Annotated in this window: 19 protein-coding genes and 1 tRNA gene; 5 read left to right on the plus strand and 15 right to left on the minus strand. The window is 64.0% G+C overall.

Features of this window, described 5'->3' with window-relative positions:
- Positions 1 to 35: 35 nt before the first annotated feature.
- The 4 genes from cysQ to N5A92_RS00490 form a co-directional block, all read right to left on the minus strand.
- Positions 36 to 863 (minus strand): 3'(2'),5'-bisphosphate nucleotidase CysQ, encoded by an 828-nt coding sequence (gene cysQ, locus N5A92_RS00475; protein WP_260899841.1) that lies wholly within the window; start codon positions 861 to 863, stop codon positions 36 to 38.
- Positions 857 to 2,770, minus strand: coding sequence for a sulfate adenylyltransferase subunit CysN (gene cysN / locus N5A92_RS00480; RefSeq protein ID WP_260899842.1), 1,914 nt, complete (start codon positions 2,768 to 2,770; stop codon positions 857 to 859). The genes cysQ and cysN overlap by 7 nt, the downstream gene beginning before the upstream one ends.
- The gene (gene cysD / locus N5A92_RS00485) at positions 2,770 to 3,675 is read right to left on the minus strand and encodes a sulfate adenylyltransferase subunit CysD (protein ID WP_260899843.1); all 906 of its coding nucleotides are present in this window, start codon (positions 3,673 to 3,675) and stop codon (positions 2,770 to 2,772) included. The genes cysN and cysD overlap by 1 nt, the downstream gene beginning before the upstream one ends.
- A gap of 212 nt (positions 3,676 to 3,887) precedes the next feature.
- Positions 3,888 to 5,009 (minus strand): DegT/DnrJ/EryC1/StrS family aminotransferase, encoded by a 1,122-nt coding sequence (locus N5A92_RS00490; protein WP_260899844.1) that lies wholly within the window; start codon positions 5,007 to 5,009, stop codon positions 3,888 to 3,890.
- A 206-nt stretch (positions 5,010 to 5,215) separates the two neighbouring features.
- Between N5A92_RS00490 and N5A92_RS00495 the strand changes: the two genes are divergently transcribed.
- A complete protein-coding gene (locus N5A92_RS00495; RefSeq protein WP_260899845.1) occupies positions 5,216 to 6,571 on the plus strand; it encodes a phosphomannomutase/phosphoglucomutase in 1,356 nt (451 codons plus the stop codon).
- Positions 6,572 to 6,676: 105 nt separating this feature from the next.
- Here N5A92_RS00495 and N5A92_RS00500 read toward each other — a convergent pair whose 3' ends face one another.
- The 7 genes from N5A92_RS00500 to N5A92_RS00530 all read right to left on the minus strand — a co-directional run bounded on the left by N5A92_RS00500 (position 6,677) and on the right by N5A92_RS00530 (position 14,351).
- Positions 6,677 to 7,621: an ABC transporter permease gene (locus N5A92_RS00500; protein WP_260899847.1), complete on the minus strand. Its 945-nt coding sequence runs from the start codon at positions 7,619 to 7,621 to the stop codon at positions 6,677 to 6,679.
- Positions 7,618 to 8,667: an ABC transporter permease gene (locus N5A92_RS00505; protein ID WP_260899848.1), complete on the minus strand. Its 1,050-nt coding sequence runs from the start codon at positions 8,665 to 8,667 to the stop codon at positions 7,618 to 7,620. The genes N5A92_RS00500 and N5A92_RS00505 overlap by 4 nt, the downstream gene beginning before the upstream one ends.
- Positions 8,657 to 10,204: an ABC transporter ATP-binding protein gene (locus tag N5A92_RS00510; protein ID WP_260899849.1), complete on the minus strand. Its 1,548-nt coding sequence runs from the start codon at positions 10,202 to 10,204 to the stop codon at positions 8,657 to 8,659. Before N5A92_RS00510 ends, N5A92_RS00505 begins: the two co-directional genes overlap by 11 nt.
- Positions 10,201 to 11,646 (minus strand): amidase, encoded by a 1,446-nt coding sequence (locus N5A92_RS00515; protein WP_260899850.1) that lies wholly within the window; start codon positions 11,644 to 11,646, stop codon positions 10,201 to 10,203. The genes N5A92_RS00510 and N5A92_RS00515 overlap by 4 nt, the downstream gene beginning before the upstream one ends.
- 13 nt (positions 11,647 to 11,659) lie before the next feature.
- A complete protein-coding gene (locus N5A92_RS00520) occupies positions 11,660 to 12,646 on the minus strand; it encodes a BMP family protein (RefSeq protein ID WP_260899851.1) in 987 nt (328 codons plus the stop codon).
- A 93-nt stretch (positions 12,647 to 12,739) separates the two neighbouring features.
- Entirely contained in the window at positions 12,740 to 14,041 is a 1,302-nt protein-coding gene (locus N5A92_RS00525; RefSeq protein WP_260899852.1) for an amidohydrolase family protein, read from the minus strand.
- Between the two features lie 235 nt (positions 14,042 to 14,276).
- Positions 14,277 to 14,351, minus strand: a tRNA-Gln gene (locus tag N5A92_RS00530).
- A 211-nt stretch (positions 14,352 to 14,562) separates the two neighbouring features.
- Here N5A92_RS00530 and N5A92_RS00535 point away from each other — a divergent pair.
- On the plus strand, positions 14,563 to 16,494 hold the full coding sequence (locus N5A92_RS00535) for a polysaccharide biosynthesis protein (RefSeq protein WP_260899853.1): 1,932 nt from the start codon (positions 14,563 to 14,565) through the stop codon (positions 16,492 to 16,494).
- 14 nt (positions 16,495 to 16,508) lie between these two features.
- Positions 16,509 to 17,096, plus strand: a complete 588-nt coding sequence (locus N5A92_RS00540) for a sugar transferase (protein WP_260899854.1) — start codon at positions 16,509 to 16,511, stop codon at positions 17,094 to 17,096.
- Here N5A92_RS00540 and galE read toward each other — a convergent pair.
- Together galE and N5A92_RS00550 are read right to left on the minus strand one after the other, a co-directional pair.
- The gene (galE, locus tag N5A92_RS00545; protein ID WP_260899855.1) at positions 17,091 to 18,080 is read right to left on the minus strand and encodes a UDP-glucose 4-epimerase GalE; all 990 of its coding nucleotides are present in this window, start codon (positions 18,078 to 18,080) and stop codon (positions 17,091 to 17,093) included. The genes N5A92_RS00540 and galE overlap by 6 nt on opposite strands.
- A gap of 79 nt (positions 18,081 to 18,159) precedes the next feature.
- The gene (locus tag N5A92_RS00550; RefSeq protein WP_260899856.1) at positions 18,160 to 18,765 is read right to left on the minus strand and encodes a biotin transporter BioY; all 606 of its coding nucleotides are present in this window, start codon (positions 18,763 to 18,765) and stop codon (positions 18,160 to 18,162) included.
- A gap of 113 nt (positions 18,766 to 18,878) precedes the next feature.
- Here N5A92_RS00550 and N5A92_RS00555 point away from each other — a divergent pair, with 113 nt between their 5' ends.
- Positions 18,879 to 19,784, plus strand: a complete 906-nt coding sequence (locus tag N5A92_RS00555; protein WP_260899857.1) for an MBL fold metallo-hydrolase — start codon at positions 18,879 to 18,881, stop codon at positions 19,782 to 19,784.
- Between the two features lie 11 nt (positions 19,785 to 19,795).
- Here N5A92_RS00555 and N5A92_RS00560 read toward each other — a convergent pair whose 3' ends face one another.
- Positions 19,796 to 20,587, minus strand: coding sequence for a DUF1499 domain-containing protein (locus N5A92_RS00560; RefSeq protein WP_260899858.1), 792 nt, complete (start codon positions 20,585 to 20,587; stop codon positions 19,796 to 19,798).
- 231 nt (positions 20,588 to 20,818) lie between these two features.
- Here N5A92_RS00560 and N5A92_RS00565 point away from each other — a divergent pair, with 231 nt between their 5' ends.
- A complete protein-coding gene (locus N5A92_RS00565; protein WP_260899859.1) occupies positions 20,819 to 21,223 on the plus strand; it encodes a hypothetical protein in 405 nt (134 codons plus the stop codon).
- Between the two features lie 10 nt (positions 21,224 to 21,233).
- On the opposite strand, the gene ppdK is transcribed toward N5A92_RS00565, so the two are convergent.
- Positions 21,234 to 23,894 carry a pyruvate, phosphate dikinase gene (gene ppdK, locus N5A92_RS00570; RefSeq protein ID WP_260899860.1) on the minus strand — a complete coding sequence of 887 codons (2,661 nt, stop codon included), beginning with the start codon at positions 23,892 to 23,894 and terminating at the stop codon, positions 21,234 to 21,236.
- Positions 23,895 to 23,986: the final 92 nt, after the last annotated feature.

Genomic DNA, 23,986 nt, shown 5'->3' on the forward strand with positions numbered 1-23,986 from the left:
CCTGAGGCGGCAGCCCAGAGGGGGGCGTGGACGCCTTACTCGGCCGCCCGCCCCTCGGCGATAAAGAACGGATTGGCAAACGCCTCCAGCCCCTCCCCGCCTTTCGGGCCATATGTGAACAGCGTGCCGTCCAGCGTCAGCGTGCGCCCGCCCGCCGCCCGCAGCACGGCATCACCGGCCGCCGTGTCCCACTGCATCGTACGGCCGAAGCGCGGGTAGAGATCCGCATCGCCGCGGGCCAGCATGCAGAATTTCAGCGACGAGCCGACCGAAACCGTCTCCGCCCCCGGATAGCGCGCGATGAAGGCTTCCGTCTCCGGCGTCGAATGGGAGCGGCTGGCGACAATCGCCGGCGGTGTGTGCGCCGGACGCGCGCTGATCTCGCGGCGGCCGGCGATGGACTTGCCGTCGCGGGTCTCAACCTCGAAGGCGGCTCCGGGGCGCCCGGAATAAAGGACGCCGCGCGCCGGCGCATAGACGACGCCCGCCACCGGCGTTCCCTCTCTCACCAGGGCAATGTTGACCGTGAAGTCGGGCCGGCGGCCGATGAACTCGCGCGTGCCGTCTAGGGGGTCCACCAGCAAAAAGCCGTCGTCGCCGCAAACCGGCAGGACACCGCCGGAGGCTTCCTCCTCCGACACGCAAGGCGCGCCGGCAAGCGTGGCACGCAGGCCTGTAAGGATAATGCGCTCTGCGGCACGGTCGGCTTCGGTCACCGGAGAGGCATCAGCCTTCTCCTCGACACTGACGCCGGTCTCGTAGTGCTCCATGATCGCCCGCCCGGCGGCGAGCGCGAGATCCTCGAACAGCGTCAGAAGGGCTGCTTCGTCGTCCAGCAGCTGCGTTGCCTCTCCGCTCAGCAATAGCCGCGCTCCTTAAGCCAGGTTTCCAATTCGTCCACGAGGTCTTCCGGCGAGCGGCCCATCGTGGGCAGGTGAACGTCCGCCAGTTCCGGCACCTCGTAGGGTGAATCGACGCCGGTGAAGTTCTTGATCTCGCCCTTGAGCGCGCGAGCATAGAGCCCCTTCGGGTCGCGCTTGGCGCACTCCTCGAAAGGTGTGTCGACGAAGACCTCGATGAACTCGCCTTCCTCCATCATGTCGCGTGCCATGCGGCGCTCGGCCCGGAAGGGCGAGATGAAGGAAACGAGCACGATCAACCCCGCCTCGGTCATCAGGCGCGCCACTTCGCCCACGCGGCGGATGTTCTCTACCCGGTCCTCTTCGGTGAAGCCAAGATCGCGGTTGAGCCCGTGGCGCACATTGTCGCCGTCAAGGATATAGGTGTGGCGGCCAGCCGCGTGCAGCTTCTTCTCCAGAAGATTGGCGATGGTCGACTTGCCGGAGCCCGAAAGGCCGGTGAACCACAGGATCGCGGGCTTCTGGTGCTTCAGTTCAGCCCGCGAGGTCTTGGTCACGTCCAGTGCCTGCCAGTGGATGTTGGCCGCGCGGCGCAAGGGATGCAGGATCATGCCGGCGCCGACGGTGGCGTTGGTCAGACGGTCGATCAGCACGAAGGCGCCGGTGGTGCGGTTTTCCTCGAAAGAATCGAAGGCAATCGGCGCCTGGAGCGAGAAATTGCAGACGCCGACCTCGTTCAGTTCAAGGCTCTTCGCCGCCTCGTGGGCGAAATTGTTGACATTGGTGCGGTGCTTCAGGTGGCTGACGGTGGCGTTCACCTGGTCCGTCTCCGTCCGTAAGAGGTACATGCGGCCGGGAAGCAGCGGATGCTCGTCGAACCACACGACGTTGGCCGCGAGCTGGTCGGCCACGTGCGGGCGGGCATCGGGCGCCACCAGCATGTTGCCGCGCGAGACCTCGATCTCGTCGTCGAGCAGCAGCGTCACCGCCTCGCCCTCGAAGGCACTCTCCCGGTCGCCGTCATAGGTAGCGATGCGCTTGACGCGCGAACGCTTGTCCGACTTGGCCACCACCACGTCGTCGCCGACGGCGATGGAGCCGGAAGCCACCGTTCCCGCAAAGCCGCGGAACTCGTGGTTCGGCCGGTTCACATACTGCACCGGAAAGCGAAACGGGCGCTCGGCCGCATCGCCCTCGACATCCACCGTCTCCAGATGATCGATGAGAGAGGGACCGGTGTACCAGGGCGTATTGTCGGACGCCCGTGTGACGTTGTCGCCGTAGCGCGCCGACATCGGAATGGGCACGATGGAGGCAAAGCCAAGATCCTTGGCGAAGGCCGTGTACTCCATCACGATCCGCTTGAAGACCTCCTCGTCGAAGCCGACGAGATCGATCTTGTTCACTGCCAACACGATGTGGCGGATGCCGAGAAGCGAGGCGATGATGGAGTGGCGGCGCGTCTGCGCCAGCACGCCTTGGCGGGCGTCTACCAGCACCACCGCCAGATCGGCGCTGGAGGCGCCGGTGGCCATGTTGCGCGTGTACTGCTCGTGGCCCGGCGTGTCGGCGACGATGAACTTGCGCTTCGGCGTGGAGAAGAAGCGGTAGGCGACATCGATGGTGATGCCCTGCTGGCGCTCTTCCTCCAGACCATCGACCAGAAGGGCGAAGTCGATATCGTCGCCTGTGGTGCCGTGCTTTCTCGAGTCTTGTTCGAGGGTTGCGAGCTGATCTTCGAAAATCAGTTTAGTATCATAAAGCAACCGGCCGATCAGCGTCGACTTGCCGTCGTCGACGGAGCCGCAGGTGAGGAAGCGCAGGAGCGTCTTGTTCTCCTGGCTCGCCAGATAGCTGCGGATGTCGGTGACCTCGGTCTCGGGAAGCGCGGAATCGTCCACCTTCAGCATCAGAAATATCCTTCCCGCTTCTTCTTCTCCATCGACCCCGTTTCGTCGCGGTCGATAAGCCGGCCCTGGCGTTCGGAGGTGCGCGCTGTCAGCATCTCAGCGACAATCTCTTCTAGGGTATCGGCGTCGGAGTCGATCGCTCCGGTCAACGGATAGCAGCCGAGCGTGCGGAAACGTACCTTGCGTTCTTCAATTTTTTCGTCAGGCTGCAACTTCAGCCGATCGTCATCCACCAGGATCGTCATACCGCCACGGTCGACCACCGGCCGCTTTTTGGCAAAATAGAGCGGCACGATGGGGATGTTCTCCTGCAGGATGTATTGCCAGATGTCGAGCTCGGTCCAGTTGGAAAGCGGAAAGACGCGGATCGACTCGCCCTGGGAGATGCGCGTGTTGTAGATCTTCCACATCTCCGGGCGCTGGTTTTTCGGGTCCCAGCTGTGGGAAGCCGTGCGGAAGGAGAAGATGCGTTCCTTGGCGCGGCTCTTCTCCTCGTCTCGGCGGGCACCGCCGAAGGCGGCGTCGAAGCCGTATGTGTCGAGCGCCTGGCGCAGCGCCACGGTCTTCATCACATGGGTATGCACGTTCGAACCGTGGTCAAACGGGTTGATGCCGTCGCGCACGCCCTCTTCATTGATATGCACAAGGAGATCGAAGCCGAGTTCGGCCGCCATGCGGTCGCGGAAGGCGATCATCTCGCGGAACTTCCAGGTGGTATCCACATGGAGGAAGGGGAATGGCGGTTTGGCCGGATAGAACGCCTTCATCGCCAGATGAAGGAGAACCGAGGAGTCCTTGCCGATCGAATAAAGCATCACCGGTTTGGAAAAACTCGCCGCGACCTCACGCATTATGTGGATCGACTCGGCCTCCAGGCGCTGAAGATGCGTAAGCGGTGCCGGCATATGTTCCTAGCCCTTGTCTAAGTTGTCCGCTGACTATGTTGCAGTGCAGTACCAAAACTGTGTGGGCATAACATGGCGCTTTCATGCCCCTCAAGGCGAGGCGACCCAATAGATCTCACCTGCCGATGTGCTTTTTGCGCCGTTCGCACCGAATGCGGAATGTTCTTCCGAAGCACACGTAAGCCGGTCCGATTGCATGTCCAGGCCTGCATTCACGCTCCCTTTACCACCTGGCTGACGACGGCGGCGACACGCTCCTGATCGGTCTTGGAAAGATAAGGATGCATGGGCAGGCATAGGATACGCGCTGGCAGGCTTTCCGAGACGGGCAGCCCCTTCGGTGCGCGCGGGTAGGCGGCATAGGCCTCCTGCAGGTGCAGGGGCTTCTCGTAATAGACGACGGACGGGATGCCCTCTTCCTTGAGACCGGCCCGCACGGCGTCGCGCGCCGGCGTCTCGATCGCATATTGCGCCCAGGCAGAACGGCTTCCGTCCGGCACAGTAGGCACCTTCACCACGTCGCCCAGCATCTCATGATAGCGCGCCGCCACTTCCTGGCGCAGGTCCATCTCCTCCGGCAGGATGGCAAGCTTCTCGAGGAGGATCGCCGCCTGCAGCGTGTCGAGCCGCGAATTGAGGCCGACGCGGACGTTGTCATATTGGCTCTCGCCCTTGCCGTGGAAGGCAACCGAGCGCAGCACCTCGGCGAGTTCGGCATCGTTGGTAAACATGGCGCCGCCGTCGCCGTAGCAGCCGAGCGGCTTTGCGGGATAGAAGCTGGTGCCGGCGACGTCGCCGAAGGCGCCGCACATGGTGTTGCCGTAGGAACCGCCGGTCGCCTGCGCCGCATCCTCGACAACGCGCAGACCTTCGCGCTCGGCGATCCTGGCGATGTCGTTATAATTGGCGGCAAGACCGAAGAGGTCGACGGGGATGATCGCCTTCGGCGTCAGACGGCCTTCATCGCGCACATAGGTAATCGCCGCCTCCAGGCTATCAAGGTCGATGTTGTAGCTGTCGGGATCGATATCCACGAAGACCGGCGAAGCACCCGCCAGCGCCACCACCTCCGCCGTCGCGGCGAAGGTGAAACTCGGGCAGAAGACGGCATCACCCGGACCGATGCCGAAGGCCATCAGAGGCATGAGAAGCGCGTCGGTGCCGTTGGCGCAGGCGATCGCGTGCTCGACGCCGATATAGTCGGCGATCTTCTCCTCGAACTCGGCAACCTCCGGGCCCAGAATATAGCGGCCCTCGGCCAGCACTTTGGCCAGCCTCTTCTCCAACCGCGTCTGTATGCGTTCGCGCTGTGCGCCAAGATCGATGAACTGCATGCGTGCCTGCCTCGCCCCGTGAAATCCTGGTCATTGAACCCGCACGGTGAATAGGGGCGGCGGGGGCGTTTCGCAACACAAAGGAACATTCACTCTGTAGCAGGCATTGTTACACGCAGTGACCGCCGCCGCCCAATCGCGCATTTGCATCGCAGCCCCTCCCCCTCTAACAAGCAAATAGGTGGTAGATCAGGAGAGAATGACGCATGAGTGCTCCCTTCAAGGCCTATGACGTTCGCGGCCAGATCCCCGGTGAGATCAATGTTCCTTTCGCATACGGTTTTGCCCAGGCGGCGAAAAAGGCCTTGTCGCTGGGGACGGTGGTGGTCGGGCACGACATGCGCATCGACAGCCCGGCGCTGGCCGGCGCGCTCGCCCAGGGGCTTCTGGATAGTGGCGTCGACGTCCTGCCGGTCGGGCAGTGCGGCACCGAGGAGGTCTATTTTCACACCGCCCGCTCGGGCACCGATGCCGGGCTCATGGTCACCGCCAGCCATAACCCGCCGGACTACAACGGCATCAAGATGGTTCTCAAGGGCGCGGCGGCGGCCACACCCGACAACGCCTTCAACGCCATCGAGGAACTGATGCGCTCCGGCGGCGCACTGTCGGGCGTGGAAACCTACGGCGAGCGCGGCACCCTGCTGCCCGTCTGCGACCGCAGTGCCTATATCGAACGGCTCCTAGAAGAGGTTGCCGGGCAGGCGCTGAAACCGCTCAAGATCGTCTGCCACGCCGGCAACGGCTGCGCCGGCCCCATCATTGACCTCCTCGAAGAGCACCTGCCCTTCACCTTCATCAAGATCGACCACGAGCCCGACCCGCGGTTGCCCAATGGCGTGCCCAACCCACTTCTGAAAGAAAAGCGGCAGAAGGCGAGCCAGGCGGTGGTCGAGCATGGCGCCGACCTCGCCATCGCCTGGGACGGCGACTTCGACCGCTGTTTCCTCTATGACCACAAGGGCCGCTTCGTAGAAGGCTACTACCTCGTCGGCATGATCGCCAAGCGCATGCTTGAAAAGGCGCCCGGCAGCACCATCCTCTATGACCCGCGACTGACCTGGAACACCATCGACATCGTCGAGGGCATGGGCGGCGTCGCGAAACCTTGCCGCACGGGCCACGCCTACTTTAAACGCATGATGCGCGAGGAGAACGCGATCTACGGCGGCGAGATGAGCGCACACCACTATTTCCGCGACTTCAGCTATTGCGATTCGGGCATGCTCACCTGGCTCGACGTGGTGTGCGAGCTGTCTGTCACCGGCTTGAGTCTCGCCGAGACGCTGGAGGAGCGCATCGCCAAATTCCCCTGCTCGGGCGAGATCAATTTCACCGTCGCTGACGCCAAGGCCGTGCAGGAACGGGTCGCCGACCATTTCGGGCGCGCCAACCCGAGCCTCGAAACGGTCGACGGGCTCGGTATGGTCTTCAACGATTGGCGCTTCAACCTGCGCGCCTCCAACACCGAACCGCTCCTGCGCCTCAACGTGGAGACGCGGGCGAACCAAAAACTCCTGGAAGACAAGGTGGCGGAGTTGAGTGGCCTGATCGAAGGGTGACGGCTCCGCCTGCGCTGCGCACCGCAAGGAGAAACAGTGCTGTGGCGGGCGTTATCCGCCTATTCTGAAACTCCGGAGCCAGCCGACGCCCCCGCCATCGTGTCGTCAGCGTTCGCCGCGCCTGTACGCTTGCATCAGGGCTTGGGGGACGCGGGCGCGGCGCGCCATTACGGCAAGGGCGGCGATCGACAGGATGTACGGAATCATCAGGAAGACCTGATAAGGCACCGCCTTGCCGACCACGGTTTGCAGACGCAACTGATAGGCGTCGAACAGAGCGAACAACAAAGCACCGAAAAGCGCGCGGCCCGGACGCCAGGAGGCAAAGACGACCAGCGCGATGCAGACCCATCCGCGCCCCTGCACCATCGTAGGGAAGAAGCTGTTGAAGGCCGAGAGCGTCAGGAACGAGCCGCCAACGCCCATCAACGCACTGCCGGTGATGATCGCGCCGAAGCGAATGGCAACCGGGTTCACCCCTTGCGCCTCGGCGCCATGCGGATTTTCGCCCGTCATGCGCACGGCGAGCCCCAGCGGTGTGCGAAACAGGATATAAGATAGGATGAGCGCCGCAGCGATGGCGAGATAGGTGGGGGCTGTCTGGTTGAACAGGGCGGGGCCAAGAAGCGGAAGATCGGACAGAAGCGGGATACGGAGCGGCTGGAACGGCTCGATGGTCGGCGGAGAGGAGGCCACCGGCACGGCGAGACGAAACACGTAGTAGCTGAGGCTCGAGGCGAACAGAGTGATGCCAAGCCCGGTTACGTGCTGCGACAGGCCAAAGGGCACCGTCAGCACCGCGTGCAGCAGCCCGAACAGCCCACCGAACAAGGCAGCCGCCAAAAGGCCCGCCCACAGATCACCGCCCTGATACACCGTGAGCCAGCCGATCATGGCGCCGAAGGTCATGATGCCTTCGATGCCGAGATTGAGCACACCTGCCCGCTCGCACAGAAGCGCGCCGAGCGTTCCGAAGATCAGTGGCGTGGCGATCCGCAGCACTGCCGCCCAGAGGCCGGCCGAGGCGAAAATGTCAAAGAGCTCCATCATCGGCGGATCCTGTACTGGGTGAAGAACAGGGCCAGAAGCATGGTGAGAAGCGACAGCGCGACCGTTACATCGGCGATGTAGGTGGGGATCGCCATGCCTCGGCTCATACTGTCAGCTCCGACAAACATGACGGCGGCGAAAAGCGCGGCTGCCACGACGCCGACGGGATGAAGACCGGCGAGCATTGCGACAATGATGCCCGCATAGCCATATCCCGGCGAGAGGTCGGTCGTTACATAGCCCTTCACCCCCATCACCTCGATGGCACCGGCAAGCCCCGCTAGCCCGCCCGACAAGCAGGCCACCTTGACCAGTGTCACGCCAAGCGGCACGCCGGCAAATCTGGCGGCCGCGGCATTGAGACCCGCGGCGCGCGACTGCATTCCGAACCGCGTACGCGCCTGCACGAACTGTACGAGCAAAGCCGCGACCACTGCGATCAGGAGCCCGGCATGGAGCCGCGTGCGCGCCATGAGTTCGGGCAGTTCCGCCGCCTCGGGGATCGGCACCGATTGCGGCCAGCCGAAGGCGAGCGGGTCCTTCAACGTGCCCTCGATCAGCATGGAGACGAACAGCAGCACGACGAAGTTGAGCAACAGGCTGGTCACCACCTCGTCAACGCCAAAGCGCAACCGCAGGCCAAGCGGAACGAGCAGCGTGACCATGCCGGCAATCGCGCCGGCAAGCATGGCAACGGGAATGGCGGCCACCGGCGGCCAGCCGGCCATGATCCCGGAGGCGAGCGCGGCGACCCCGATGGCGCCCATGTAGAATTGCCCCTCGCCGCCGATGTTCCAGAGCCTGGCACGGAAGGCGACGGCAGCGGCAAGCCCTGTGAAAATCAACGGCGTCGTGCGCGTCAGCGTCTCGCTGATGCCGAGCCGTGAGCCGAAAGCGCCTTTCAGGATCTGCCAGAACGCGTCAAGCACCGGCGCGCCGGCCAGCGCAATCAGGAAGCCGGCAATGGCCAGCGCAGCGCCAATTGCGAAAAGCGGCGCCAGAACGACGAGGATCAATGGGCGATGCGCGCGCCGTTCAAACCGCATCGAACCCCCTCCCCGTGTCGCGCGCCGTCTGCTGCCAGTCGCCCGCCATCATCAGGCCCAGCATGCGCGCATCGGCCTCCTCGGCGGCGACCGGCGGCGAAAGCCGGCCCTTGACGATGGCCTGGATGCGGTCGGCGAGCTGCAGCACCTCGTCCAGGTCCTCGGAGATCAGAAGCACGCCGGCGCCGCTCTTTCGTGCCTCGAGAAGCCGCGTATGAACGGCGGCGATGGCGCCCTCATCCAGACCGCGGGTTGGCTGTGCGGCAATCAGTATCTTCGGCTGCTCATGCAGGTTCCGCCCGAGGATCAGCTTTTGCATATTGCCGCCCGACAGCAAGCGGATCCGCTTGTCGGGCGTGCCGCCGCGCACATCGAACGCTTCGATGACCTCGGCTGCGAACTGGCGGGCCGCACCTCGGTCTATCATCCCATGACGTGAAAATGCCGGGGACCAGATGCGCTCCAGGACCGCGTTTTCCCAGATCGTCATGTCGCCGATCGCGCCTTCGGTGTTGCGGTCCTCAGGCACGCGCCCGACACCGGCCTCGATGAAGGCGCGCACGCTCGGATCGCGAACCGGCTCACCGAATAGGATCAGATCGCCTTCCTCGTGGCGCACCAGGCCGGAGACGAGATGGGCCAAGGCCGTCTGCCCGTTGCCGGAAACGCCGATGATGCCCAGCATCTCACCCGCGCGCAGGCTGAAATCCACCTGCGAAAGCCCCTTGCCGCCTGCACTGCTCACCCTCACATTGCGGGCTTCCAGAACCGTCTCGCCCGGCGTCGCTGTTTCCCGCCGCGGCCGCGCCACGCGCCGGCCGACCATGAGCTCGGCCAGCTCTTCCTTGCTGGTCTCGGCAGCGCGGCGCTCGGCGACCACCTTGCCGCCGCGCAGCACGACAATACGGTCGGCTGCTGCCAGCACCTCGTGCAGCTTGTGCGAGATGAAGATCAGCGAAAGGCCCTGCCGCGCCATGTCGCGCAGGGTGCGAAACAGCATCTCCGCCTCGATATTGGTGAGAACGGCCGTCGGTTCGTCGAGAATGAGGATGCGGGCGTCGTTGTAGAGCGCCTTCAGGATTTCGACGCGCTGCTGCTCGCCCACGGAAAGATCGCCGACACGCGCGTCGGGATCGACGATGAGCCCGAAGCGCTCAGAGACCTCGGCCAACCGGGCACGGGCGGCGCGCGTATCGGACTTCACCCGCAGCAGGCTTTCCGTGCCCGTCATCACATTTTCCAGAACCGTCAGATTGGCGGCCAGCGAAAAGTGCTGATGCACCATGCCTACACCTGCGCGAATGGCGGCACGCGGCTTGCCGTGCGGCAGTTCCCTGCCTTCCACATGCACCGTACCGCTGTCCGGCGTGTAGTGCCCGAACAGAATACTCATCAGCGTCGTCTTGCCGGCGCCGTTCTCTCCCAGAAGAGCGAGAACCTCGCCCCTGGCGAGTGCGACCGATACGCTTTCATTGGCCAGCGTATCACCGAAGCTTTTGGTGATATTTCGCAGCTCTAGAACGGGAGAAGCGGTCATGTCGTCAACCCGGCAACGGGAAAGGGCTGACGCCAGCGCTCTTCCCGTTCCAGGCGCGCAGCCAATGTCAGAAGCAACCTGTCGCCGCCCATTGCCGCCATCAACTGCACGGGCAGCGGCAAGCCTTCGGCATCGGCGCCAAAGGGGAGCGTGAGCGCCGGCGCGCCCGACACGTTGGCGAGCGTGGCAAGCGGCGCGAATGCGGCCATGCGCTCAAGATGCGCGTCAACGTCCCCATGGTCGGTGGGAAAGCTACCGAGCAAAGGCGGTGGCGATGTCAGCATCGGCGTCAGCAAGACGTCGATTTCCTCGAATAAAGTCCAAAGCGCGTAGCTGACTTTCACCCCCTTCTGGAGAGCATCCCAAAGCGCGGTTGCCGGACAGCCTCGCCCGCGCTCCAGGAAAGCACGCGTCAACGGTTCCGTCTTATCCGGATCGAGTCGCAGCGTTTCGAATAACTGCGCCAGATTGACCGAGACGATCTGCGCAAAGACTTCGTTGCTGTCGCGCACCATGGTGGAAAACGCGTTCCAGCCGAGCCGGACGATCCGGTGCCCGTCCGCTTCGAGCGTGGCCGCGGCCTCGATAACGGCTTGCCGGCGATCGCCATCCAGGGGAAGATCGCCGGTGTCGGTCAGCACGCCGACACACAACGCATCCGACGCCGCAATTTTCCCCATGCCAGGATCGGCAAACGGTCCTTTCGCCTCTCCCGTAAGATGCAGCAGGGCAAGCTCTGCATCACGCGTCGAGCGGCAGACGGCGAACTCGCTGGCGATGCCGCCCAGGTGATTGCCGAAATCGGGGCCGCCGGGCAGCATCCCGCGCGTCGGCTTCAGGCCGACAAGGCCGCAGCATGCGGCAGGTACGCGGATCGAGCCACCGGCGTCGGTCGCGTGCGCGATGGCGACGATACCGGCAGCAACGGCAGCGGCGGCGCCGCTGGAAGAGCCGCCGGCGCTGCGGTCCGGCGCCAGCGGGTTGCGGCAGACGGGGCCCATGGCTGGCTCGCCGCTCAAGGAGAGGCCAAACTCTGGCACTGTGGTGCTGCCGAAAAAGCAGAATCCGGCCTTTCGGAAACGCCGCGCAAGATCGGAATCGGCGGCGGCGTCCGTATGGTCGGCGAGCGCGCGGGACCCCGCATGTACCGGAATTCCCGCAAATGGACCGCCAAGGTCCTTGGCCAGGCAAGGCACACCGGCAAAGGGCGGCGACGAAACCGCCTCGGGCGTGGTCTCGCGCAGGCCATCAACTGCGTCGGCTTCTTCAAGCCCGAGCGATGGCAAGAATATAGCCAGAGCGCCGAGCGCCTTATCCCGTTCGGCGGCAGCGAGCGCAGCCTCCATCGCTGCTTTCGCGGTCAGGCCGGAACGTGCGATGGCGCTGGCAAGCGCCGTCGCATCGCCGTGAAGGCCGACCTGAGGCTTATCAGCTGAAAGCACGTCTCGTTCTGCGTCAGGCGGGCTCTTCCATGTCGATCGGTACTTCGAACTCGCCGGCCTTGATGGCCGCACGGCGCTCTTCCATGGTCGCGACCGCTTCAGCAGGTGCAGCGTCAGCCAGGTAAACGATGTCGCTGCCGCCATCCTTCATCAGACTGAGCGGCGTATAGTTTTTGCCGGTCGGGTTGCCGGCCACGACATCCGCCGTGGCCGCATCGAGCAGCGGGCGGAAATACCACATGGCATTGGCGAACACCGTGTCGGGATAGCGCGGCGTGTAGTCGATCAGCGAGCCGATGGACTTGATGCCGCGTTCTTTCGCGGCGTCGGCTGTGCCGATGCGCTCGCCAAACAGGATGTCTGCACCCGCATCGATCTGGGCGAGGCCCGCTTCGCGCGCCTTCGGCGGATCGAAGAACGTGCCGATGAAGGCAACCAGGTGCTTCACATCGGGGTTCACATCTTTCACCCCGGCGGCGAATGCATTGATCAGCATGTTGACTTCCGGGATCGGTACTGCACCGACGGAGCCGACAATTCCGGATTTGGTCATGGCGCCGGCCAGCATGCCGCAGAGATAGGCGCCCTCATGATTCCAGGTGCCGAAGGTACCGAAATTTTCGCCGAAGGCCTCACCGCTTGATCCCATGAGGAAGGCGGTATCGGGATAGTCCGCGGCCACCTCGCGCGCTTCGCGCTCTACGGCATAGGACTCGCCGACGATCAGTGCATGGCCCTGCTCTGCGTACTCGCGCATGGCGCGCGGGTAGTCCGTGCCGGAAACGCCTTCGGAAAAGACATATTCTATGACGCCTTCCTCGGCCGCCTGTTTCATGGCGTCGTGGAGGCAGGAATTCCAAGCATTTTCGACCGGCGAAGCGTGAATGCCCGCCACCTTTATCGGCGTTTGCGCGCGCGCCGAGGGAAACAGTGCTCCCGTGCCGAGCGCCAGCCCGCCAGCCAGAACGGTGCGACGCGAAACAGCTGTATTGCGTACCATATCCCTGCTCCCCCTTTTTTTTGACCATTTGGTCCAATCACTATGATGATCTGCACAAGTTTAAGTCAAGCTTCATCTATGCCCATTTATGCATCATCCCCCTTCCGCGGCGGTTGTGGGCGCGTAGTCCGCCGCGTCCACCATACCGGGCCGCCCGTCGAGCATCAGCTGCGTGCTTCGCGGCTCACTGCGCGCGATGATGCGGCCGCGGCGAATGACCGCCAGCCGGTTCGCCTTCAACCGCAGAGCCTCTAGCGGGTCGCGTGCTTGCAGAATGACGAGATCGCCGTTGCAGCCCTTTTCCAGGCCATAGCCTTCCAGCCCCAACGCCTTTGCCGAATTGACTGTAATGGCTTCGAATATCCGTTGCTTGTCGGCAATGGAGGCCATTTGCGCCACGTGGATTGCCATATGGCCGACCTCCAGCATGTCGCCGGAGCCCATCGAGTACCAGGGATCCATCACGCAATCATGGCCGAGCGCGACGTTGACGCCCGCGGCCATCAACTCCGGTATCCGCGTCATGCCACGCCGTTTCGGGTAGGTATCGTGCCGGCCCTGCAGCATGATGTTGATTAACGGGTTCGGGATGGCATGGATGCCGGCCTCGGCAATCAGCGGGATCAGCTTGGAGACATAGTAGTTGTCCATGGAGTGCATGGAGGTGAGATGGGAGCCGGCGACGCGCCCCTGCAGCCCGAATCGCACGGTTGCGGCGGCAAGCGTCTCGATGTGGCGCGACATGGGATCGTCGGTCTCATCGCAATGCATGTCGACAGGTAATCCGCGCTCGGCAGCGACGCGGCACAGTGCCTCCACCGAGGCCGCGCCTTCCTGCATGGTGCGCTCGAAGTGCGGAATGCCGCCGACCACGTCGACGCCCATATCGAGCGCCCTCTTAAGCGCGTCCTCAGCGCCCAGCGAGCGGAAATAACCGTCCTGGGGGAAAGCGACCAATTGCAGATCGAGATAAGGCGCGACGCGCTCACGTACTTCGATCATGGCCTCGACTGTGACCAGACGCGGGTCGCTGGTGTCCACGTGGCTGCGGATCGCCAGGAGCCCCTGCGAGACGGCAAGATCGCAATAGCGCAGCGCGCGCTCGATCAACGCCTCACGCGTCAACATAGGACGCAACTCGCCCCACAGCGCGATGCCTTCAAGCAGTGTGCCGGAGCGGTTCATACGCGGCAAGCCGAGCGACAAGGTGGCGTCGAGATGAAAGTGAGGATCGACGAAGGGCGGTGAGACAAGCCGTCCCGTAGCATCGATCTCCTCGCGCGCCTTCGCATCGATGCGCGGCTGAAGCGCGGCGATCCTGCCGTCCGCTATGGCAATGTCGATGTTCCTGCGGCCATCGGGAAGATTGGCGTTGCGGATCAACAAGTCGAACATGAAAGGCTCCGGTGAGGCGGGACGACGCTCGACCATACGCAGCGTCCGCCCTATTCTCAATCGAATCGATTCGCTTCGGCGCTCCGTGGACGGCGGCTTCGACTGGTGCCGTCGGACTGCAAATGGCGCTTGGAGAAATGCCCGCGTGTTCAGACAACAGTTGATCTGCTTGCCGACGGCGGCTGGTGTAGTGAAAGAAGGCTTTGGAGCCAATTTGCCCGCTGAGGATCCAGTTTGGCTGGGGCGGCAGGATTCGAACCTGCGCATGGCGGTACCAAAAACCGCTGCCTTACCACTTGGCTACGCCCCATCACCGGACAACCCTTCCCGGTTGTCCGCGGACGCAGCCCATATAGAGATACCCGCGCTCCAAGGCAACGGCGAATAAGGCCGTACCACAGAGCTTATCACGAAACCGAAACATTTTATTGCGCTTGGTGATGGCAGCGGGTTCGACCTTTGCCACATTTGCTGCTAGGGATGGCGGCATAACTTTTATTCGATACGGTACTATACAGGCCATGATGCTGACCCGAATCCGCGATTGGATTCATTCGCGCTCCCGCAGCATGAAAAGAGCAGTGCTCCTGGTCGTGGACGTGATCGGGCTGATGCTCATCATCTGGCTCGCCTTCTGCTATCGCTTCGAGCGGATTTTCATTCCCAACCGCGAGCAGATGATGTTCATCGCCGCGGGGCCGATCATCGCCATTCCGATCTTCATCCGCATGGGGCTCTACCGCGCGGTTCTGCGCTATCTGCGGGAGCGGGCGATCTGGACCATCATTCAGGCGGTGACGATCTCCGCCCTGATCTGGGTGAGCATGGCCTTCCTCACCCTTTCCTACGGCTCGGAGGGCATCCCGCGCACCATCGCCGTTCTCTATTGGGCTGGCGGCATCATCGCCGTTGCCGGCAGCCGCTTCGGCGCCAAATGGCTGCTCGGTCTCGGCGTGCCGAAGGCGAAGGACAAGAAGCGCGTGCTGATCTACGGCGCAAGCGATGCAGCGGCACAGCTTACCGAGGCGCTGCATTCGACAGGCGATTGCCGGGTGATGGCTTTCGTCAGCGACGACGAAGGCCTGCACAACATGGATATCCTTGGTATCCGCGTCCATTCGTCGGCCCGGCTGGAAGAACTCATCACCACCATCGGCATCCAGGAGGTCATCATCGCCACCTCCTCCGCCAGCCCGCGTGAGCGGCGCGATCTGGTTGCCAGTATCGGCCGTTTCCCGGTCAAGATCCGCGTGCTGCCGCCAATCGCCGACCTCGCCACCGGCAAGTACATCGTCAGCTATGTGCGCGATATCGACATCGACGACCTCCTGGGGCGCCCGCCCGTGCCAGCCGATCCGGCACTGCTCAAGACGCCGGTCGAGGGACGCGTCATCATGGTGACGGGCGCTGCCGGTTCCATCGGCTCGGCGCTCTGCCGCACCATCGCGCAGGCCAAGCCGGCGAAGATGGTGCTGCTGGAGTTCAACGAACTCGGGCTCTACCAGATGGAGCGCGAACTGCGCAGCTACGGTTGCTTTCCCGTTATCCCCGTCCTCGGCTCCATCACCGACCAGCACCTCGTGCGCCGCACGCTTGCCGCTCATAAGGTGGAGACTGTCTATCATTGCGCCGCCTACAAGCATGTGTCCCTGGTCGAGGAAAACCAGATCGAGGGCGTGCGCAACAACGTCCTTGGTACGCTGACGCTGGTCGAGGAGGCTTACGCGGGCGGCGTCGAGAACTTCATTCTGATTTCTTCCGATAAGGCGGTGCGGCCGAAGAGCGTGATGGGCGCCACCAAGCGCTGGGCGGAACTGATCGTGCGCCACTACGGCCACGAAGCGGCAAAGGCCGGAAAGAAACGCGTCTTTGCCTGCGTGCGCTTCGGCAATGTGATCGGCTCCAGCGGCTCTGTCGTGCCGCTCTTCAAGGAGCAGATTGCTGCCGGCGGCCCGGTAACGCTGACGCATGAAGATATGACGCGCTACTTCATGTCTGTGCGCGAGGCTGCGGAGCTGATCGTGCAGGCCGGCGCCCTATCGCAATCGGGCGACATTTTGCTTCTCGACATGGGCGAGCCGGTGAAGATCCGCGATCTGGCCGAAGACATGATCATGCTTGCCGGCCTGACGGTGCGCAACAAGGAGAACCCCGACGGCGACATCGAGATCGTCACCATCGGCATGCGACCAGTGGAGAAGCTGAACGAAGAGCTCTTCTACGACCCCAACGGCGTTAACACCACGCGGCATCCCAAAATCCTGCGGGCCAAGGCGCAGACCAACAGAGCTGGCGAGGTCCCGGGCATGCTTGAGCAGCTCAAGCAGGCAATAGACCGCGCCGACGAGGCAGCGGTGCGCCGGATGCTCTTCAGTCTTCTGGAGGAGAAGGGCGGAAAGCCGACCCTGATGCTGCCGGTGGAGGCGAACGAAAACCTTCGGCACTCGGCTTGAGTGGAGAGGAAGACGTGGCGCAGTTCGCTTCCGGCGATGCCGCCTTGCAACAAGGATATCCCCTCCCGCGCGGCAAGCGCGCGTTCGACCTGGCGATTGCGCTTCCCGCCGCCGTCTTGGCCGCGCCCGTGGTGCTTCTGGCCGCCGTTCTCGTCCGCGCCACGACCGATGGTCCGGCAATCTATGCGCAGACACGCCTCGGCCGCGGCGCCGTCCCCTTCCGCTGCTACAAGCTCAGGACCATGCGCACCGACACGCCCTCCGTGCCCACCCATGAGGCACGGCCGGACGCGGTGACGCCGGTCGGCCGCTTCCTGCGCGGGACGAAGCTCGACGAGTTGCCGCAGCTTTGGAACGTGCTCAAGGGGGAGATGTCGCTTGTCGGCCCCCGCCCCTGCCTGCCGGAGCAGGAAGAGCTCATCCGCCACCGCAAAAGGCTCGGCGTCTTTGCGGCCGCCCCAGGTATCACGGGTCTTGCGCAAGTGCGCGGCATCGATATGTCGAAGCCGGCATTATGCGCCGAAACCGACGCCGAATATCTCAGCAGATGGTCGATCCGACGGGATCTTGCGCTTCTGATACGGACGCTCCGGCCCTTATAGCCGGTTGCGCCTGGCCAGCAGGTTTTCCCAGTTGAGGGCGTGGGTGACGATTTCCTCGAGATCGTCATGGGCGGGCTTCCACCCGAGTTCGGCGAAGCAGCGCTCGGCGCTCGCCACGATGGCCACCGCGTCGCCCGGACGCCGGCCGCTCTTCGCCACGGCAAAATTCTTGCCCGACACGCGCTTGACCGTGTCAATCACCTCGAGAACCGAATAGCCGCGCCCATAGCCGCAGTTGGCGACGAGGCTACCCCGCCCCTTGCGCAGCCGCTCCAGCGCCAGATAGTGGGCGTTCACCAGGTCGGAGACGTGGATGTAGTCGCGCACACAGGTGCCGTCGCGGGTCGGGTAATCCTCTCCAAAGACCTCCATATGCGGGCGCTTGCCGGTGGCCGTCTCGCAGGCAACCTTGATGAGATGTGTGGCGCCCTTGGTGGACTGGCCGGTGCGCTTCTTCGGGTCGGCGCCCGAGACGTTGAAATAGCGCAGCGCTGTGTAAGCGAAATCATGCGCTGCGGCCGTGTCGCGCAGCATCAGCTCAGTCATCAGTTTGGAGGTGCCGTAGGGCGATTCGGGCACAAGCGGGTTTTCCTCCGTCACCGGGATTTTCTCCGGACTGCCGTAGACGGCTGCAGTGGAGGAGAAGATGAAGTGCTTAACGCCGCAGCGCACCGCGCTTTCGATCAGCGCGCGCGATTTCACGGTGTTGTTGAGATAGTAGCCGAGCGGATCGGAGACCGATTCGGGCACGATTATCGAGCCGGCGAAGTGAATGACGGCATCGACGCCGCGGCGCTTCATGGTCTGCTCCACCAGCTTCTGGTCGCCGATGTCGCCCACCACCAACTCGGCCGCTTCAGGCACCGCCCAGTCGAAGCCGGTGGAGAGCCGATCGAGCACTACCACCTCTTCGCCATGGTCGAGCAATTCCCAGACCATATGGCTGCCGATATAGCCGGCACCGCCTGTCACCAAGACCGTCAAATCGCCTTCCCTTCCGCTAATGAAAAAGGCCACGGACGCCTGCGCCCATGGCCCTTTGTCACATTGTCGATGAATGGGCTCAAGCCCGGCCCATGCCCAGCCCTCTTAGAGCTGCCCAGCCCGCCGGCACAAGGCAAGCCGCAAGCCCCGCCTTCACCAGATCGGGAAGGATGAAGGGAGCGACGCCGAACTGCCAGGCGCCCTCGGCGCCGATCAGCGTGGCAAGCCATGCGAAGCCAAGGAACAGGAGCACCGCCTGGGCAACGGCCATCGTAGCACCGAGCTTCAGGACATTGCGGTCCCAGCCGCGGTCGGCGGCATAGCCGACGATCGCCGCCATGACGACGAAGCCGACGAGATAACCGCCCGTCGGCCCCACCATATAGGCGAGACCGATGCCCTTCTCCGGCGTGCTCTGGAATACGGGGAAGCCCATGGCGCCCTCGGCGAGGTAAAGCAGCAGCGTTGCAACGCCGAGCCGCATGCCGAAGGAGGCGGCAATCAGCAGGATCGCCAAGTTTTGCAGCGACAGGTCTACCGGACCGAGCACCACCTTCGTCTTGGCTGCGAGCGTCAGTACCAGCGTGCCGGTGACGGCGAGCAGAATTTGCGCCACTAGGCGCGCGGTGCCGGATGTCGGCAATGCGAGGGAGATGAGTGGTCGAGAAGCAATCGCCTGCGACATGGGGCCTCCTTGGATACGGCTTTATGTGAACTCGCGCGTTCCTCTATATTCCCTTCCATGATAAGCGGCAACACGCTCAGCACCGCAACTTCGTCAACAAAGCAATTGCAGAAATGGCCGTGCAATTCGACACGCAATTCGAACCGCGCTACGGCGAGCCCATCGAGGTGGCGCCTGCGGTGCGACGCCTCACGGCCATGAACCCGAGTCCCTTCACCTTTCACGGCACCAATTCCTATCTCGTCGGAAAAGAGGCGCTCGCCGTCATCGACCCTGGCCCGGATGACGAGGCGCACCTTGGCGCCCTTCTCGAAGCCATCGACGGGCGGCCGGTGAGCCATATCTTCGTCAGCCACACGCACCGGGACCACTCGCCGCTGGCAAGGCGGCTTGCCGAGGTGACAGGTGCGAAAGTCGCGGCGGAGGGCCCGCACCGCGCGGCGCGGCCGCTGAGGATCGGCGAAGTAAACCCTTTGGACGCCAGCGCTGACATGGACTTCCGTGCCGACATCCTGCTACCGGACAACGCACTTATCGAGGGTGACGGCTGGGCGATCCGCGCCGTCCACACGCCCGGCCATACCGCCAATCACTGCGTCTTCGCGCTTGAAGGCACCGGCATCACCTTCTCGGCCGACCACGTGATGGCCTGGGCGACCACAATCGTCGCCCCACCAGACGGAGCGATGGCCGACTTCATGGCCTCTCTGAACAAGCTCCTGGAGCGCCCGGACCGGCTGTTTCTGCCCGGCCATGGCGGCCCGGTGGTGAAGCCGCAGCATTTTCTGCGCGGGCTGAAGACGCACCGGAAGATGCGCGAGCGGGCGATCCTGCAGCGGCTTTCCTCCGGCGACCGGACAATCCCCGAGATCGTGCGCGCCATCTACCGCGACACGGACCCGCGCCTTCACGGAGCGGCGGCGCTGTCGGTCCTGGCGCATCTGGAGGATCTTGTTTCCCGCGGCCGCGCTTTAGCCGAGGGCGAACCGTCCATCGACGCGGTCTTCCGTCCGGCCTGAGGATTTTTCGGCTACGTTCCCCCTGACAAGTCGCTCAGCGCCTCCATGCGCCTGTCCAGATCGTTCAGGAAGCGCGTTATCCGCTGGGCGTTATCGCCCATGTCGTGACGGCCATAGCGGGAGGCGGAGCGCATGTCGACATAAGTGGCATTGCCCCGGTCCTCGATGCGGATGGCGACATCGGAGGGGAAGCCGAGCAAGAAGGAGTGGGCGACCACCTCCACCGTGACGCTGCTTGACCCCATGGCGGATGGCACGGGTTCAAGCAGCCGCCACCGGCGGGCGGCGATAAGCGCGCTCACCGCCTCCATCACGCTCTCCCGGGCGTGCTCATAGCGACGCCCGCTGATTTGAGGATAGGCTTCGTGTTGCAAGAGCGAATTTTCCTGACGCCCGGACTGCAGGGTATTCATGGGCGGAGCGCGCAAGGTAGTGGCATGTAGAAACTGCGGGGGCCGTGAAATATCCGTCGAGATGTCGACCAGCGGCGGATGAACCGCGAAACGGTAGGCTGAGACGGCATAGAGCAAAAGCACCAGCACCGAGAACAACGCCCCGAGCCCCGCCGCCTTAAGGCCCGACAACCCATGCTCCCACATCTGTACGAAGCCGGCAGCGGCGAGAAGCAGGCCGGAAAGTGCCAGAATTCCCGACAGGCCGAGGAGCCACAGAAACGGCACCGTCTCCAGCACGCCGAAGCGATGCGACAGGCCGGAGACGACGAAGAGCATCGCCGAAAAGGCACCGAGCCGGCGCGACCACAGTGCAGCCGGCGAAAACCGCCGTTCCAATATTGCCGTCATCCGAACCCGTGCCCAGATCTGCCCGCCTGCTGTCTTATCGGTTCGCCAGCGGGCGGTCAAAAGAACCGACAAGGGCCGAAATCGGCCATCAAACGCGTGAATGTGGAAGCCGCACCACCCGTAGTGCGAGGTGGACCGAATCGTTGTCTAACTATAACCATCGCGTAGGAACTATTTCAGGTTTCCGTGCGTTTCGTATCTTCTAGGGGTAGGGGGAAGCAGTGATAGACAATGGACAGGTTGGCTGGACGAGATTCCGACACCCCCGCACTTCCCCTTGAGATCGTCGAGTTGGAGTTGGCGCTCCAGCATCAAGATTTTTTGCAAACAGGCTTCGAGGGAGCCGTTCTGCTGGCGCTGGAACGCATCGGCGGAAGGATGCTCTTTCGCATGCGCATGAACGGCATGGCCGGCTGCGACTGGATTGCCGCCGTGGCGCTTGAAGGCGGCGGCGAAGAAACGGTCGCCCTCGTCGCGCAGCCGGCGGAAGGTGGGCCGCTCCGGGTGGAAGACGCAGCGACAAGCGACCTGCCCGTGGCGCGCATCGCCAAGGCTTATGCGGAGATCATGGGGCGGCTCGACACCCCTCCCGCTCAGGCTAGCGACGCGCAGGAAGACCCGGAATCCGAAACCTGATAAGATGGCTTCACCGGCGGCAGGCTGCCTGAGCCGCCGCCAGCCTGGCGATCGGCACGCGGAAGGGCGAGCAGGAGATGTAGTCCAGCCCCACGTCTTCGCAGAATGAGATCGACGCCGGATCGCCGCCGTGCTCGCCGCAGATGCCGAGCTTCATCGCCCCACGCCTTGCCCTGCCCTTCTCCGCCGCCAGCCGCACCAGTGCTCCGACACCCTCGACATCGATCGAGACGAAGGGGTCCTGTTCGATGATGCCCTTCTTGCGGTAGACCTCGAGAAAGCTCGCCGCGTCGTCGCGTGAGATGCCGAAGGTGGTCTGTGTCAGATCGTTGGTGCCGAAGGAGAAGAACTCGGCTTCGCGGGCGATCTCCCCGGCGTTCAAGGCTGCGCGCGGCAGTTCGATCATGGTGCCGACGAGATAGTCGATCTTCACGCCCGCCTCGTCCAGCACCGTCTTCGCCACACCCTCGATCAGCCCCTTCACGAAGGAGAGTTCCGAGGCCATGCCGACGAGCGGCACCATGATCTCCGGCACCACCGGCTCACCCGTGCTTGCGGCGGCCTCGATGGCCGCCTCGAAGACGGCGCGCGCCTGCATCTCGGCGATCTCCGGATAGCACACGGCAAGCCGGCAGCCGCGATGGCCGAGCATGGGGTTGAACTCGTGCAGAGCTTCGGTGCGCTGGCGCAGCCGCTCCGCATCGACGCCCATGGCGGCCGCCACCTCTCCGATCTCTTCCTCCGTCTTCGGCAGGAACTCGTGCAGCGGCGGGTCGAGCAGGCGGATGGTGACCGGCAGGCCGGCCATGATCTCGAACAACTCGACGAAATCCGCCCGCTGCATGGGAAGAAGCTTGGCAAGCGCCGCCCGGCGCTCTTCTTCCGTATCGGACAGGATCATCTCGCGCATGGCAAGAATGCGTTCGTCGTCGAAGAACATGTGCTCGGTGCGGCACAGCCCGATGCCTTCCGCTCCGAACGAGCGTGCCGTGCGTGCATCGACCGGCGTTTCGGCATTGGCGCGCACCTTCATGCGGCGCGCGGCATCGGCCCACTCCATGATGGCGGAGAAATCACCCGAAAGTGCCGGCTGCTGCATCGGCACGGCGCCGGCGAGCACCTGCCCCGTCGAGCCGTCGATGGTCACGACATCGCCCTTCCGGAATGTGCGGCCGAGCGCGGTCATGGTGCCGGCGCGGTAGTCGACGCGTAGCGTACCGGCGCCGGAAACGCAGGGCTTGCCCATGCCGCGGGCAACCACGGCCGCGTGGCTGGTCATGCCGCCGCGCGTGGTCAGGATCCCCTCGGCCGCATGCATGCCGTGGATATCCTCCGGGCTCGTCTCGACGCGCACGAGGATCACCTTCTCTCCGCGCCCCTTCATCTCCTCCGCCTCGTCCGACGAAAAGACGATGCCGCCAGTCGCCGCCCCCGGTGAAGCGGGCAGTCCGGAGGCGATCATGTCGCGCGCGGCATCCGGGTCAATGGTCGGGTGAAGCAGTTGGTCGAGCGATGCGGGATCGATGCGGCAAACCGCCTCCTCGCGCGAGATCAGCCCTTCATTGGCCATGTCGACGGCGATCTTCAGCGCCGCCTTGGTGGTGCGCTTGCCGGCGCGCGTCTGCAGCATCCACAACTTGCCGCGCTCGATCGTGAACTCCAGGTCCTGCATGTCGCGGTAATGTGCCTCGAGCTTCCCGGCGATCTCCACGAAGGTGGCGAATGCCTCCGGCATCACCTTTTCCAGCGACGGCTTGTGGGAGCCCGCCTCCAGCCTTGCGGCCTCCGTCAGGCTCTGCGGCGTCCTGATGCCGGCCACCACATCCTCGCCCTGAGCGTTGACGAGAAACTCGCCGTAAAGCGCCTTTTCGCCGGTCGAAGGGTTGCGCGTGAAGGCCACACCCGTCGCCGAGGTCTCCCCCATATTGCCGAACACCATGGCCTGCACATTGACCGCTGTGCCCCACTCCTCAGGAATATTGTGCAGACGCCGATAGGTGACGGCGCGCGGATTCATCCAGCTTGAAAACACCGCCCCGATGGCGCCCCAAAGCTGCTGGCGCGGGTCCTGCGGGAACGGCTCACCCAGTTCACTTTCCACCCGCTCCTTGTAAAGCGCGATGACGTGCAGCCAGTCGGCGGCGGAAAATTCCGTGTCGACGTCGTAGCCGAGCCGAGCCTTCTCGTCGGCCAGGATTTCCTCGAACACCTCATGATCGAGGCCGAGCACCACGTCGGAATACATCTGGATGAAGCGGCGGTAGCTGTCATAGGCGAAGCGCGCGTCGCCGGAATCGGCTGCCAGCGCCTCCACCGTCTCGTCGTTGAGGCCGAGATTGAGCACGGTGTCCATCATGCCCGGCATGGAGGCCCGCGCCCCGGAGCGCACGGAAACGAGCAGCAACCGCTGCGGATCGCCGAAACGCCGGCCTGCGATCCTTCCCACCTCCTCGAGCGCCTCCTCCACCTGCGTCACGAGCTCCGGCGGATAGGCGCGGCCGTTGGCATAGTAGTGGGCGCACAGCTCGGTGGTGATGGTGAAGCCGGGCGGCACGGGCAGGCCGAGATTGCACATCTCGGCAAGGTTCGCCCCCTTACCGCCCAGAAGGTTCCTGTCGGATGCCCTGCCCTCGGCACGGCCGTCCCCGAAGCTGTAAACCCACTTGGTCATGCTGTCCCCGCTGGAGAAATAGCAACGGCGCCGTGTAGCGCCTCGACATCTGGAGCGATAAGGGGCGCGTGCGGCGAAGGCAAGGTGCCGCC

It is taken from the genome of Chelativorans salis, from assembly GCF_025336525.1.
In the GTDB taxonomy this organism is placed as follows: domain Bacteria; phylum Pseudomonadota; class Alphaproteobacteria; order Rhizobiales; family Rhizobiaceae; genus Chelativorans; species Chelativorans salis.